At 67.2% G+C, this 13555-nt stretch carries 10 protein-coding genes and 2 rRNA genes (1 of these 12 only partly in view); 5 read left to right on the plus strand and 7 right to left on the minus strand.

The genetic code is table 11. From position 1 onward, the window contains the following. Together E6C72_RS17255 and rrf are read left to right on the plus strand one after the other, a co-directional pair. A 23S ribosomal RNA gene (locus E6C72_RS17255) occupies positions 1-736 on the plus strand; it begins 2011 nt to the left of the window's first position. Between the two features lie 148 nt (positions 737-884). Next, positions 885-1000, plus strand: a 5S ribosomal RNA gene (rrf, locus tag E6C72_RS17260). Between the two features lie 107 nt (positions 1001-1107). Here the strand turns inward: rrf and E6C72_RS17265 are convergent. Further along, a complete protein-coding gene (locus E6C72_RS17265; protein WP_109085640.1) occupies positions 1108-1527 on the minus strand; it encodes a hypothetical protein in 420 nt (139 codons plus the stop codon). A 160-nt stretch (positions 1528-1687) separates the two neighbouring features. Between E6C72_RS17265 and E6C72_RS17270 the strand changes: the two genes are divergently transcribed. Then, positions 1688-3487, plus strand: coding sequence for a thiamine pyrophosphate-requiring protein (locus E6C72_RS17270; protein WP_109085639.1), 1800 nt, complete (start codon positions 1688-1690; stop codon positions 3485-3487). 54 nt (positions 3488-3541) lie between these two features. Here the strand turns inward: E6C72_RS17270 and E6C72_RS17275 are convergent, their stop codons facing one another. The 6 genes from E6C72_RS17275 to kdpF all read right to left on the minus strand — a co-directional run bounded on the left by E6C72_RS17275 (position 3542) and on the right by kdpF (position 11629). Next, positions 3542-4258 (minus strand): response regulator, encoded by a 717-nt coding sequence (locus tag E6C72_RS17275; protein WP_247875681.1) that lies wholly within the window; start codon positions 4256-4258, stop codon positions 3542-3544. Next, a complete protein-coding gene (locus E6C72_RS17280; RefSeq protein WP_199228732.1) occupies positions 4203-6989 on the minus strand; it encodes a sensor histidine kinase KdpD in 2787 nt (928 codons plus the stop codon). The genes E6C72_RS17275 and E6C72_RS17280 overlap by 56 nt, the downstream gene beginning before the upstream one ends. 143 nt (positions 6990-7132) lie before the next feature. Further along, complete coding sequence (gene kdpC, locus E6C72_RS17285) at positions 7133-7714, minus strand: potassium-transporting ATPase subunit KdpC (RefSeq protein WP_109085637.1); 582 nt, start codon at positions 7712-7714, stop codon at positions 7133-7135. Positions 7715-7727: 13 nt separating this feature from the next. Next, positions 7728-9791, minus strand: a complete 2064-nt coding sequence (gene kdpB, locus E6C72_RS17290) for a potassium-transporting ATPase subunit KdpB (RefSeq protein ID WP_169055237.1) — start codon at positions 9789-9791, stop codon at positions 7728-7730. A gap of 14 nt (positions 9792-9805) precedes the next feature. Beyond that, positions 9806-11515 carry a potassium-transporting ATPase subunit KdpA gene (gene kdpA, locus E6C72_RS17295; RefSeq protein WP_109085641.1) on the minus strand — a complete coding sequence of 570 codons (1710 nt, stop codon included), beginning with the start codon at positions 11513-11515 and terminating at the stop codon, positions 9806-9808. A 24-nt stretch (positions 11516-11539) separates the two neighbouring features. Further along, positions 11540-11629: a K(+)-transporting ATPase subunit F gene (gene kdpF, locus E6C72_RS17300; protein ID WP_063828251.1), complete on the minus strand. Its 90-nt coding sequence runs from the start codon at positions 11627-11629 to the stop codon at positions 11540-11542. A 357-nt stretch (positions 11630-11986) separates the two neighbouring features. On the opposite strand from kdpF, the gene E6C72_RS17305 reads away from it, so the two are divergent. Both E6C72_RS17305 and E6C72_RS17310 read left to right on the plus strand, forming a co-directional pair. Then, complete coding sequence (locus E6C72_RS17305; RefSeq protein ID WP_247875680.1) at positions 11987-12493, plus strand: response regulator; 507 nt, start codon at positions 11987-11989, stop codon at positions 12491-12493. Between the two features lie 94 nt (positions 12494-12587). Further along, positions 12588-13529, plus strand: a complete 942-nt coding sequence (locus E6C72_RS17310) for an NAD-dependent epimerase/dehydratase family protein (RefSeq protein ID WP_136700796.1) — start codon at positions 12588-12590, stop codon at positions 13527-13529. Positions 13530-13555: the final 26 nt, after the last annotated feature.

Here is a 13555-nt window from a genome sequence, read left to right on the forward strand (position 1 = left end):
GGGTGGAGCCAACCTTGAAATACCACCCTTGAAGTCTCTGGCATCTAACCGTGGCCCGTTATCCGGGTCCGGGACCCTGCATGGCGGGTAGTTTGACTGGGGCGGTCGCCTCCCAAAGTGTAACGGAGGCGCGCGATGGTGGGCTCAGAGCGGTCGGAAATCGCTCGTCGAGTGCAATGGCATAAGCCCGCCTGACTGCAAGACTGACAAGTCGAGCAGAGACGAAAGTCGGCCATAGTGATCCGGTGGCTCCACGTGGACGGGCCATCGCTCAACGGATAAAAGGTACGCCGGGGATAACAGGCTGATGACTCCCAAGAGTCCATATCGACGGAGTCGTTTGGCACCTCGATGTCGGCTCATCACATCCTGGGGCTGGAGCAGGTCCCAAGGGTTCGGCTGTTCGCCGATTAAAGTGGTACGTGAGCTGGGTTTAGAACGTCGTGAGACAGTTCGGTCCCTATCTGCCGTGGGTGTCGGAGTTTTGCGAGGATCTGTCCCTAGTACGAGAGGACCGGGATGGACATACCTCTGGTGCACCGGTTGTCACGCCAGTGGCATGGCCGGGTAGCTAAGTATGGACGGGATAACCGCTGAAAGCATCTAAGCGGGAAACCCACCTCTAAACCAGAGCTCCCTTGAGAGCCGTGACAGACCATCACGTCGATAGGAGGCATGTGGACGGGCAGCAATGTCTGAAGCTAAGCCTTACTAATCGCTCGATCGGCTTGATCTCGACCCCACAAACCGCGCCATGCGCAGCAGCAAGCCTGCTCACAAAACAGCAGCTTGACAGCACGCGCCGCAGTTCGATACTCCTCCCTCACTTGCACTGAACAAGCTACAAGCTTCGGAAAAACAGCGTCGGTCTTGAGCCTGGGTGACCTGGTGGTCATGGCGAGGTGTCAAACACCCGATCCCATCCCGAACTCGGCCGTGAAAAGCCTCCGCGCCAATGGTACTGCGTCTTAAGACGTGGGAGAGTAGGTCGCCGCCAGGTCACTCAGCCTCAAGAGACGCTCAACACAAAGCTCATCCTTGCATCTTCACCCGCCATCCAAAACGCCCCGGCCCAAAAAGCCGGGGCGTTTGGCGTTTCGTATTTTATCATCCGCCGTGGAAGCCGGTCAGCCTCTCTTCGCCGCGACCGATGTCCGGCTTGAACCGCACCCCTTTCGCGGTCTCCACCAGCTGATCGATGAATTTGCGGTACTCGTCGGCGGCCTCGCCTGGAGTTTCGCCGGTTGGTTCGACCGAGCCGGAATAGGGATCGGCGGCTTCGGCGGCGCTGTCGTGACTGCGGAAAGCCGCAACGAAGACGGTGTCTCCCCCAGGGTTTCCTTCCCCGACATGCCGCGTGCTGCGCGAAAGCTCGATCCGCCCGTCGGGATCGGCGGCGGACAGGATGGTCACGCCATGAACCGTCGTCGCGTCGCTGCGCGCGTTCGCCGCCGCATCCTGTTCGAAGGCGTACCGGTCATAGGCCCGTTCGAGGCTTGAGCGGTCATCGATGTTGGCCTCGGCCATCGCGGTCTCCCTGTTGCTGCAAACGATAACGCCCTGCCGGCCGGATCGGTCCGACAGGAGGATGGGCAAAAAAAACTGCGGCCTCCGGCGAACCGATGGGGCGGCACACAGTTGAAACAGGAACGGCGGTGACATCCGAGCAGAGACAAGAGAGGCGACAATGGCTCCGAACGTCAGCGACTTTTTCTGGCAGCGGCTCTCCGAGTGGGGCGTGAAGCGGGTCTTCGGCTATCCCGGCGACGGCATCAACGGGCTGGTCGGCGCGCTCGCCCGTGCCGGCGACCGGTTCGAGTTCATCCAGCCCCGCCACGAGGAGCTGGCGGCCTTCATGGCGACCGCGCATGCCAAATACACCGGCGAGATGGGCGTCTGCCTCGCCACCTCCGGCCCCGGCGCCATCCACCTGCTGAACGGCCTCTATGACGCGAAGCTCGACCACCAGCCCGTGCTCGCCATCGTCGGCCAGCAGGCGCTGACGGCACTCGGCGGGCAGTACCAGCAGGAGGTCGACCTCGTCTCCCTCTTCAAGGATGTGGCCGGCGAGTATGTGCAGATGGCCTCCACCCCGGCGCAGGTGCGGCACATCGTCGACCGCGCGGTGCGCGTCGCCAAGGCCGAGCGGACGGTGACCTGCATCATCATGCCCAACGACCTGCAGGAGATGGACGCGGTGGAGGCGCCGGCGCGGGCCCACGGCACCATCCATTCCGGCGTCGGCTATTCAGCTCCCGTCGTGCGCCCGGCCGAGGCCGACCTGCGTCGCGCCGCCGATGTGCTGAATGCCGGCTCCAAGGTGGCGATCCTGGTTGGCGCCGGCGCGCTGAACGCCACCGACGAGGTGATCGGGATCGCCGACATCCTGGGGGCCGGCGTCGCCAAGGCGCTGCTCGGCAAGGCGGCGCTGCCCGACGACCTGCCCTTCGTCACCGGCTCCATCGGCCTGCTCGGCACCCGGCCGAGCTACGAGATGATGGTGAACTGCGACACGCTGCTGATGATCGGCTCCGGCTTCCCCTATTCGGAGTTCCTGCCCAAGGAGGGGCAGGCGCGCGGCGTACAGATCGACATCGACCCGAAGATGCTGAGCATCCGCTATCCGATGGAGGTGAACCTCGTCGGCGACAGCGCCGGCACGTTGCGCGAGCTGATCCCGTTGCTCGAACGCAAGCAGGACCGGTCCTGGCGCGAGTGGATCGAGACGGGTGTCGCCGAGTGGTGGCAGGTGCTGGAAGCCCGCGCCATGAACGATGCCACGCCGCTGAACCCGCAGCGTGTCTTCTGGGAACTGTCGCCACGGTTGCCGGATGACGTGGTGATTGCCTGCGACACCGGGTCGGGCACCAACTGGTATGCCCGCGACATCAAGATCCGCCGCGGCATGAAGGCGACGCTGTGCGGCGGCCTCGCCACCATGGGGCCGGGCATGCCATACGCCCTGGCCGCCAAATTCGCCCATCCGGACCGCCCGGTGCTGGCCATCGTCGGCGACGGCGCCATGCAGATGAACGGCATGAACGCGCTGATCACGCTGTCCAAATACTGGAAGCGGTGGAGCGACCCGCGCTTCGTCGTGCTGGTGCTGAACAACCGCGATCTCAATCAGGTGACCTGGGAGATGCGCGCCCAGAACGGTGATCCGAAATTCGAGGGCTCGCAGGAGCTTCCCGATTTCCCCTATGCCCGCTATGCCGAGCTGCTCGGTTTCAAGGGCCTGTTCGTCGACAAGCCTGAAGACCTCGCCGGTGTCTGGGACGAGGCGATGGCGACCCGGGGCCCGGTGCTTGTCGAGGCCTACACCGATCCCAACGTCCCGCCGTTGCCGCCGCACATCACGCTGAAGAACGCCGCGGCGATGATGGCGACGCTGGCCAAGGGCGATCCGGAGGCTTGGGACATGTTGAAGGACACCGCCAAGGACCTCGTCCAGAGCTACCTGCCGCATGGAGGGAAGAAGCGCTGACGATCGTCGCGGCCTGGCGGAGTTTTGGAGGAGGAGAGGCGCCATCACTCTCCTTCACTCCACCCCCGTCCTGAACCGGTACCCCACCCCCGGTTCCGTCACGATCAGCGCCGGCAGGTTGGGGTCGGCCTCCAGCTTCTGGCGAAGCTGCTTCACATAGACCCGCAAATAGGCGGTGTCATGCACATGGGCCGGCCCCCAGACCTCGCGCAGCAGGTCGGTGTGGGTCAGCACATGGTCGGCATGGCGGGCCAGCATCGCCAGCAGCTCGTACTCCTTGCGCGACAAATGGAGCTCGTCGCCATCGCGTTCCACCACCCGGCGGGCGAGGTCGATGGTGATCGGGCCGGCCGTGATGAGGGTGGCCGGCTCCGCGTCGGCCGGACGTTGGCGCAGGACGGCGCGCACACGGGCCATCAACTCGCCGACGCCGAAGGGTTTCACCACGTAATCGACGGCGCCGCGGTCCAGGGCCTCCACCTTGTCATATTCCTGGGCGCGCACCGACAGCACGATGATCGGCACCGTCGAGGTCTGGCGCAGCGCGCTGATCACCTCCTGGCCGTCGAGGTCGGGCAGGCCGAGGTCGAGGATCACCAGATCGGGCCGCTGGCCGGCACAGGCCTCGACCCCCTCGCGTCCGCTTTCCGCCTCCACCACCCCATAGCCGTTGGCCGACAGGCTGATGCGCAGGAACTTGCGGATCTGCGGCTCGTCATCGATGACCAGGATTTTCGCCGCCGGACTCTTCGCAGCCAGACTCTTCGCCACTCGCGCTGTCTCCTTCGATGTCGGCGATCTCCGGCCCGGCCGGGACCGGCAGCTGGAGGACGATGCAGGTGCCCATACCGTGATTGGTGGCCCCGTCGTGCCCGGGCAGCGCCCGGATGCTGCCGCCATGCGCCTCCACGATACCACGGCAGATGGCGAGGCCAAGGCCGGTCCCGGCGCTCTGCGTGTCGCCGGCCTCCACGCGATAGAACATGTCGAAGATGCGTTCGCGGTCGGCCTCCGGAATCCCCGGTCCGCGGTCGCACAGCTCGACCCGCACCTCCGCGTCACGGCAGCGGGCGGCGATGGTGATCGGGCTGCCCTCGGGCGAGTATTTGCAGGCGTTGTCGATCAGGTTGAAGAACACCTGTCCGACCAGCACCGGGTCGAGCCGCAGCAGCGGCAGCCCCGGCTCCAGCTCCAGCCGCAGCGGACGGTCGCCCAGCATGCGCTTCGCCCGCTCCAGCGCCGCCGCGATCACGTCGGAAAGCTCGACCCAATCGGTGCGCGGCTTCAGCGTGCCTGATCCGATCCGCGTCATGTCCAGCAGGTTCTGCACGAAGCGGTTCAGCCGTTCCGCTTCCTCCTGGATGGTCTGCACCAGCTCCGCCCGTTCCGGCGGGGCCAGCGTCTCGCCATAGCTGGTCAGGCTGGACGAGGCGCCGAGGATGGAGACCAGCGGCGTGCGCAGATCGTGCGACAGCGAGGAGAGCAGTGCCGAGCGCAGCCGCTCGGTCTCGGCGGCGACGCGGGCCGTCTCGATGTCGGCGACCAGGGCGGTGCGTTCGATGGCGACCGCGGCCTGATCGGCCAGCGTGTCGAGAAGCCGGCCCTGCTCCGGCGACAGCAATTGCTGCCCCGCCATGGCCTGTCCCTGCATCGCCTGCACGCCCAGCACGCCGATCGGACCGCGCCCGGTGCGCAGCGGCAGGAACAGCCAGTCGGCGGCGGGCAGGGTGGTGGAGCCGCGGCCGGCGGTCTTGCCGTTCTCCCAGGACCAGCGGGCCGCCGCCATCGACTTCTCGTCAAGCGTATCCTCGGGCGGATAGCCGGCGGCGACCTCCAGTCGGCCGTCGCGCGGCAGCAGCACCAGCGAGCGGCCGTTCATGGTGGCGGCGACATGGTGCACCACAGCCCACAGCACGTCGTCCAGCCCGACCGCCGCCGAGACGCGGCGGTTGAAGTCGTAGAGGTTCGCTGTGCGCCGGGCGCTCAGCCGCGTCGTCTCCACCTGGGCGCGGACGCGGGCGGCGAGGTTGGAGGTGATGACCGCCGCCACCAGGAAGAAGAACACCGTCATGATGTTCTGCACGTCGGTGATGGCGAAGGTGTATTTCGGCTCGGTGAACAGGAAGTTGAAGGTGAGGAAGCTCAGCACCGACGCATAGATCGACGGCGCCAGCCCGTAGCGGATCGCCACCAGCAGCACGCCGACCAGATAGGCGACGGAGATGTTGGGAAGCGGCAGCCACACATCGATCAGCAGCCCGACCGCGGTGGCCGCGGCGACGGTCAGCGTCGCCACGATGTAGGCCGGCCAGTCGAGCACGGGGGAGGGCGCCCGCGTCTCCAGGCTGCGCGCCGGCCGCTCCTCCTCGCCGGCCACCACCATCACGTCGAAATCCTCGTCGCGGGCCAGCAGGTCGGTGGTGACCGACTGGTGCAGCACGCGCAGCCGGCGCCGGGGATGGGCGCGGCCGACGATGATCTGGCTGACGTTGCGGGCGCGGGCGAAGGCCAGGATTTCCGCCGCCGCCCGCTCGCCCTGGACCACCGCCGTCTCGCCGCCCAGCTGTTCGGCCAGCCGCAGCGCCTGGGCGATGCAGTCCTTGTCCTCCTCCGACAGGGAATGGTGGCGGTGCGTCTCGACATAAAGAGCCACCCAAGGGGCGTCTCGCCGCTCCGCCGCGCGCTTGGCGGTGCGCACCAGCCGCAGGGCCTGCGGTCCGTCGCCGATGCACACCAGGATGCGCTCGCGCGTCGGCCAGGGGCCGGCGATGGCGTGGGTGCGCATGTAGCGCAGCATCTGCGCGTCCACCCGCTCCGCCGCCTGCCGCAGCGCCATCTCGCGCAGCGCGGTCAGCGTTCCGGCGGAAAAGAAATGGTCGGCGGCGCGTTTCGCCTGTTCGGGCACATAGACCTTGCCCTCCTGCAGGCGGCGGATCAGCTCCCGCGGCGGCAGGTCGATCAGCGCGATCTCGTCGGCCCGCTGCAACACGCTGTCCGGCAGCGTCTCGCGCACCTTGATGCCGGAGATGCGCTCGACGACGTCGTTCAGGCTTTCCAGATGCTGGACGTTCAGCGTGGAACAGACATCGATGCCGGCATCGAGGATCTCCTCCACATCCTGCCAGCGCTTGACGTGGCGGCTGCCGGGGATGTTGGTGTGGGCCAACTCGTCGACCAGCACCAGCTTCGGCCTGCGGGCCAGGATGGCGTCCAGGTCCATTTCCTGGAATGCCCGCCCGCGATAGTCGATCCGCCGCCGCGGCAGGATGTCCAGTCCGTCCAGCAGCGCTTCGGTGTCGCGGCGCCCGTGGGTCTCGACCACGCCGACGACCACCCCGGTGCCGTCGCGCATCCGGGCGCGGGCATCCTCCAGCATCGCATAGGTCTTGCCGACCCCGGGGGCGGCGCCGAGGAAGATCTTCAGCCGCCCGCGGCGCTCGCGGTTGGCTTCCTCCAGCAGCGCGTCGGGCGACGGGCGGTCGTCGGTGTCCGGGTCGGCCATCAGCGTGCCGGTGCGCTGGATGTGGTCATGGTGAACCTCTCAGGGGCGGAGCAGGGTGGCGGCATCGCTGCGCGGCGTCAACGGATGGGAGGCCTCCCTCTCCCTGATCGGGAGAGGGAGAGCTTCGGTGCGTCAAGGCACGCTCACCGCCCCAACGGCATCCTCTCGTCCAGCGCCAGGTTCAGCAGCAGCACATTCACCCGCGGCTCGCCGAACAACCCCAGTTGCCGGCCTTCGGTGAACTCCGCCACCAGGGCGCGGACCTGGTCCGCCGGGACGTTGCGGGCCTTGGCGACGCGCTCCACCTGGAAGGCGGCACCGGCCGGCGAGATGTGCGGGTCGAGGCCGCTGGCCGACGCGGTGGCGAGGTCGGCCGGAACCGGACCCTGCGCATCGGGATTCTCCGCCTGCAACTGCGCCACCGTCTTGCCCAGCGCGTCCACCAACGCCTTGTTGGTGGCGCCCAGGTTGCTGGCGCCGCTGCCGCTGGCGTCATAGCCCTGACCGGCGGCCGACGGGCGCGGGTGGAAATAGGCCGCCCCGGCAAAGGACTGCCCGATGAGGGACGAGCCGACGACCGTGCCGTTGCGCTCGATCAGGCTGCCGGCGGCCTGCGCCGGAAACAGCACCCGCGCGGCGCCGGTGATCGCCAGCGGGTAGAGAAGGCCGGTCAGCACCGTCATCACGACGATGAGGACGAAGGCCGGGCGAAGTTCCCTGGTCATGCGATGAGACTCCTCACACGAGGCCGAGCGTGGTGACGGCGATGTCGATCAGCTTGATGCCGACGAAGGGCACCGCCAGACCGCCCAGGCCATAGATCAGCAGGTTGCGCCGCAGCAGGCTGGCCGCGTCGGCCGGGCGATAGGCCACACCCTTCAGCGCCAGCGGGATCAGCGCGACGATGATCAGCGCGTTGAAGATGATGGCCGACAGGATGGCGCTCTGCGGGCTGGCAAGCCCCATGACGTTCAGCGCCTGCAGCTGCGGATAGGCGGCGATGAACAGCGCCGGGATGATGGCGAAATATTTCGCCACGTCGTTGGCGATCGAGAAGGTGGTCAGCGCGCCGCGGCTCATCAGCAGCTGCTTGCCGATCATGACGATCTCGATCAGCTTGGTCGGGTCGCTCTCCAGATCGACCATGTTGCCGGCTTCGCGCGCCGCCTGGGTGCCGGTGTTCATGGCGACGCCGACATCCGCCTGGGCCAGCGCCGGCGCGTCGTTGGAGCCGTCGCCGCACATGGCGACCAGCCGCCCTTCCGCCTGAAAGGCGCGGATCAGCTCAAGCTTCCTTTCCGGCGTCGCCTCGGCCAGGAAATCGTCGACCCCGGCCTCGGCGGCGATGGCGGCTGCGGTCAGCGGGTTGTCGCCGGTGACCATCACCGTCTTGATGCCCATGCTGCGCAGGGTCTGGAAGCGCTCGCGGATGGCGGGCTTGACGATGTCCTTCAGATAGACGACGCCCATCGCGCGGCCATCGCGCGCCACCACCAGCGGCGTGCCGCCGGCCTTGGCGACCCGCTCCACCGCCAGCGTCAGGTCGCGGCCTGCGCCGCCGATCATCGAGACGATCGTGTCGGGCGCACCCTTGCGGATCCGTGTTCCCACCCCGGCGATGCCCAGTCCGGCGACATCCACCCCGCTCATCCGTGTCTGGGCGGTGAAGGGGATGAAGGTCAACCCGCCGCGATCCAGCGCCGCCGGGTCGAAGCCGAAGCGCTGCTGGGCCAGCGCGACGATGGACTTGCCTTCCGGCGTGTCGTCGGCCAGCGAGGAGAGGAAGGCGGTTTCGGCAAGCTCGCGCTCGGCGACGCCGCCGACCGGGATGAACTCCGCCGCCTGCCGGTTGCCCAGCGTGATGGTGCCGGTCTTGTCGAGCAGCAGCACGTCGACGTCGCCCGCCGCCTCCACCGCGCGGCCGGACTTGGCGATGACGCTGAAACGGACGAGGCGATCCATGCCGGCGATGCCGATGGCGGACAGCAGGCCGCCGATGGTCGTCGGGATCAGCGTCACCAGCAGGGCGATCAGGAACACCACCGGGATGGCCGCGCCGGAATAGGCGGCGAAGGCCGGCAGCGTCATCACCACCAGCAGGAAGATGATCGACATGCCCGCCAGCAGGATGTTCAGCGCGATCTCGTTGGGCGTCTTCTGCCGCTTGGCGCCCTCCACCAGCGCGATCATGCGGTCGAGGAAGCTTTCGCCCGGATTGGCGGTGATGCGGACGACGATGCGGTCCGACACCACCCGCGTGCCGCCGGTGACGGCCGAGCGGTCGCCGCCTGATTCGCGGATGACGGGGGCGGATTCGCCGGTGATGGCGCTTTCGTCCACCGTGGCGATGCCGGACACCACGTCGCCATCGCCGGGGATCACGTCGCCCGCCTCGACCAGCACGAGATCGCCGGCGCGCAGGCTGGCCGCCGGCACCGCCTGATGGGTCGTGGCGTCGATGGCGGCCAGCTTCCTCGCGGCCGTTTCGGTCTTGGTCCTGCGCAGGCTGGCGGCCTGGGCCTTGCCGCGCCCCTCGGCGACGGCCTCGGCAAAATTGGCGAACAGCACGGTGAACCACAGCCATGCCGCGATCTGGCCGGCAACACCGATACCGGTGCCGCCATGCCCGAACCCGGCGAGGTCGCGCAGGACCAGCAGGGTGGACAGCGCCGCCACCACGGCGGTGACGAAGATCACGGGATTCCGGACCAGTTCGCGCGGGTCCAGCTTGCGGACGGCGACACCGGCCGCCTGGACGGCGATCTTCACGTCGAACAGGGAACTCTCCGAAGTGCGGTGCATCATCGGTGGCATCCTCAGAAGAAGGTCCCGGTGCCGAGCATCAGGTGCTCCACCACCGGCCCCAGCGCCAGCGCCGGGAAGAAGGTCAGGCCGCCGACGATCAGCACGATGCCGACCAGCAGGCCGATGAACAGCCCGCCATGCGTCGGGAAGGTGCCGGCCGACGCCGGAACCGTCCGCTTGGCCGCCAGCCCGCCGGCGATCGCCAGCACCGGCAGGATCACCAGGAAGCGACCGAGCAGCATGGCGAGAGCGATGGTGGTGTTGTGGTACAGGCTGTTGGCGGCGAAGCCGGCGAAGGCCGACCCGTTGTTGCCGGTGGCGGAGCTGTAGGCGTACAGCACCTCGCTCAGCCCATGCGGACCGGGATCCTGGATGCCGGCCAGCCCGGCCGGCAGCACCAGCGTCAGCGCCGAGAAGAAGAGAACGCCCAGCGGCAGGGTCAGGGTGGCGATCATCGCCAGCTTGATCTCCTTCGCCTCGATCTTCTTGCCGAGATACTCCGGCGTGCGGCCGACCATCAGACCGGCGATGAAGACGGCGAGGACGACGAAGATCAGCATGCCGTAGAGCCCGGCCCCGACCCCGCCGAACACCACCTCGCCCAGCATCATGTTCACCATCGGCACCATGCCGCCGAGCGGCATGAAGCTGTCATGCATGGCGTTGACCGACCCGTTGGAGGCGGCGGTCGTCGCCACCGCCCACAGGGCGGAATTGACGATGCCGAAGCGGACCTCCTTGCCCTCCATGTTGCCGGCGGCCGCATCCAGCCCGGCGGCGACGGCGGCCGGATTGGCCTGGTATTCGGCCCAGCAGGCGACGCCGAGGCCGGCGAGGAACAGGATGCCCATGGCGGCGAAGATGGCCCAGCCCTGGCGCCGGTCGCCGACCATCCGCCCGAACGTGTCGGTCAGGCCGGCGGCCAGCATCAGCAGGAAGACCATCTCGACGACGTTCGCCAGCGGCGTCGGGTTCTCGTACGGGTGCGCCGAGTTGACGGAGAAGAAGCCGCCGCCGTTGGAGCCCAGCTGCTTGATCGCCTCCTGCGAGGCGACCGGGCCTTGCGCGATCACCTGCCGCCCGCCCTCCACCGTGGTGGCGACGGTGTAGCTGTCAAAATTCTGCGGCACGCCCTGGCTGACCAGGAACAGCGCCGTGACGATGCTGAGGGGCAGCAGCACATAGAGCGTGGCGCGCGTCACATCGACATAGAAATTGCCGACCGTGCGCGCCGAGCGCCGCGCGAAGCCACGGATCAGCGCCACCAGAACGGCGAAGCCGGTGGCGGCCGACACGAAATTCTGCACGGTCAGCCCAGCCATCTGGCTGAGGTAGCTCAGCGTGCTTTCGCCGCCATAGGCCTGCCAGTTGGTGTTGGTCATGAAGCTGATCGCGGTGTTGAAGGCGAGGTCGGGCGCCACCGGCGCCATCCCGGCCGGGTTCAGCGGCAACCAGCCTTGCAGGCGCAGCAGCCCGTAGAGCAGCAGGAAACCCAGCAGGTTGAAGGCCAGCATGGCCAGCGCATAGGCGGTCCAATGCTGTTCCTGGTCGGCGCGGATGCCGCACAGCCGGTAGATGCCCCGCTCCACGGGGCCGAGAATGCGGTCCGGCAGAACACGCTCGCCGGTGAAGACGCGGGCCATATAGCCCCCGACCAGCGGGGTGAGCGCGATCAGGACGAGGCAATAGAAGATGATCTGGAGACTGTCCCCGGCATTCATCGGAGAATTCATGGGCGTTGCTCCTCAGAACCGCTCGGGACGGATCAGGGCATAGCCGAGGTAGCCGAGCAGCCCCACGGCCACCAGCCCGCCCAGGATGAGATCGACGGTCATGGTCGGTCGCCTTTCCCGCTCACAGCCGGTCGAAGGCGCGGATGGCGGCGACGCTGGCTCCGAAGAACGCCAGCGTCACCGCCAGGAATAGAATGTCGAGCACGCGATTGCCCTCCCTTGTTACGCGTGCCTTTTCAATTGCGCAGGTTCGCGTAAAGGGTCGATGCGGATTTCCGCAGCCGGGATAAAGATTTCATAAAGAAAACCTGCCGGCACGATTGTTCGTGCAGCATGCTTTCTTCGCGCCTCCGTCGGGCGCCGGTCCTTCCGCCACACGGAGGAGGCGCATAACCCGGCGCAATTTCCATGAGACACTTCCCCAATCGGGGTAGGGGATTGTCGCGGATGGCTTGACCGGTGACGCAAAAAGGGATAGACAGCAAATCATGCGTGAAATTCGGTATTGCTGCGCAGCGTAGGGTCGCGCCATGCCCGGCATCGGCGGGGCCGCTCACGCCGCAAGGTCTGGATGGCGAGATGTTGGACACGGTCGAAAAGACGCGGACGATCCTGGTGGTCGAAGACAATGTGTTGATGCGCAAGCTCTTCGTCCGCTGCCTGGAGGAAGGCGGCTTCACCGTTGTCGAGGCGTCCGACCCCAGTTCGGTGCTCGACCTGATGCGCGACATGGCGCCCGATCTCGTCGTGATGGACATTGTCATGCCCGGCCTGTCCGGGCTGGATCTGATCCGTCAGATCCGCGCCGATGGCGATCTCGCCGCCACGCCGGTGCTGGCCGTCACCAACCTCGCCACGCCCGCGGACAAGCGTCGCCTGGCCGATGCCGGCTTCGACGGTCATGTCTCGAAGCCGATCAAGCCCAAGGAATTCCAGGCCGCCGTCGCCGGTTTTCTCACCGCCTGATTTTTTCCGCGCCCGATATGAAATTGTCCAAATCCGGCGGCTTTGACTTCGCGTATCACTCCAAACACACGCAAAAGCCGAGGGAGCCGCAGCGATGGCGCGTTATCTTGTCACCGGGGGTTGCGGATTCATCGGCTCGCACCTGATCGAACGGCTGCTGGCGGCCGGGCACGAGGTGCGGGTGCTCGATGACCTGTCCACCGGCAAGCGCGAAAACCTGCCGGACGGCGTGCCGGTAACGATCGGCGATGTGGCCGATGCCGAGGTGGTCCGGGCCGCGATGTCGGGAGAGGACGGCAAGGGGGTGGACGGCTGCTTCCATCTGGCCGCCGTCGCCTCGGTCGACCGCTCGCGCGAGGCGTGGCTGGAAACCCACCATGCCAACCTGTCCGGCACCATCGCCGTCTTCGATGCCGCCCGCCATGCCAATCCGGCCGGTCCGGTTCCGGTGATCTACGCCTCCTCAGCCGCCGTCTATGGCGACAATCCCGACATGCCGCTGAGCGAGGACGCGGCGACCCGTCCGCTGTCGGCCTACGGCGCTGACAAGCTGGGCTGCGAACTGCATGCGCGGGTGGCCGACGGGGTGCATGGCGTGCCGACCGCGGGTTTCCGCTTCTTCAACGTCTATGGTCCGCGCCAGGACCCGAAATCCCCCTATTCCGGTGTCATTTCGATCTTCGCCGGCCGGATCGCCAGGGGAGAGCCGATAACTGTCAATGGGGACGGCGAGCAGGTGCGTGATTTCATCTTTGTAAAGGATCTGGTGCGATATTTGACCGCTGCGATGGGACATCCGCAGCCGGGCGCCCCGGTCTACAATGTCTGCACCGGCCGTCCGACCTCGGTCAACCGGCTGGCGGAGGTGCTTGCTGAACTGTCGGGCCGGCCGCTCGACCGCCGTTACGGTCCGGCGCGGCCGGGCGACATCCGGATGTCCATCGGCGATCCCACGCGTCTGATCGCCGCCTTCGGCATGAGCTGCGACACGCCGCTGGAGGATGGGCTGCGCCAGACGCTGGCGTGGCTTGATTGAAAGCTTTGCCGGGACATTCCCGGCAC

Origin of the sequence: Azospirillum sp. TSH100 (assembly GCF_004923295.1) — a bacterium.
GTDB lineage: Bacteria > Pseudomonadota > Alphaproteobacteria > Azospirillales > Azospirillaceae > Azospirillum.

What these genes read in the sequence shown, in the direction of transcription:
- E6C72_RS17270 (WP_109085639.1), top strand. Translation starts at nt 1,688, where the DNA reads ATGGCTCCGAACGTCAGCGACTTTTTCTGGCAGCGGCTCTCCGAGTGG.
- E6C72_RS17280 (WP_199228732.1), bottom strand. Translation starts at nt 6,989, where the DNA reads ATGGCCGACCCGGACACCGACGACCGCCCGTCGCCCGACGCGCTGCTG.
- kdpA (WP_109085641.1), bottom strand. Translation starts at nt 11,515, where the DNA reads ATGAATGCCGGGGACAGTCTCCAGATCATCTTCTATTGCCTCGTCCTG.
- kdpC (WP_109085637.1), bottom strand. Translation starts at nt 7,714, where the DNA reads ATGACCAGGGAACTTCGCCCGGCCTTCGTCCTCATCGTCGTGATGACG.
- E6C72_RS17265 (WP_109085640.1), bottom strand. Translation starts at nt 1,527, where the DNA reads ATGGCCGAGGCCAACATCGATGACCGCTCAAGCCTCGAACGGGCCTAT.
- kdpB (WP_169055237.1), bottom strand. Translation starts at nt 9,791, where the DNA reads ATGCACCGCACTTCGGAGAGTTCCCTGTTCGACGTGAAGATCGCCGTC.
- kdpF (WP_063828251.1), bottom strand. Translation starts at nt 11,629, where the DNA reads ATGACCGTCGATCTCATCCTGGGCGGGCTGGTGGCCGTGGGGCTGCTC.
- E6C72_RS17310 (WP_136700796.1), top strand. Translation starts at nt 12,588, where the DNA reads ATGGCGCGTTATCTTGTCACCGGGGGTTGCGGATTCATCGGCTCGCAC.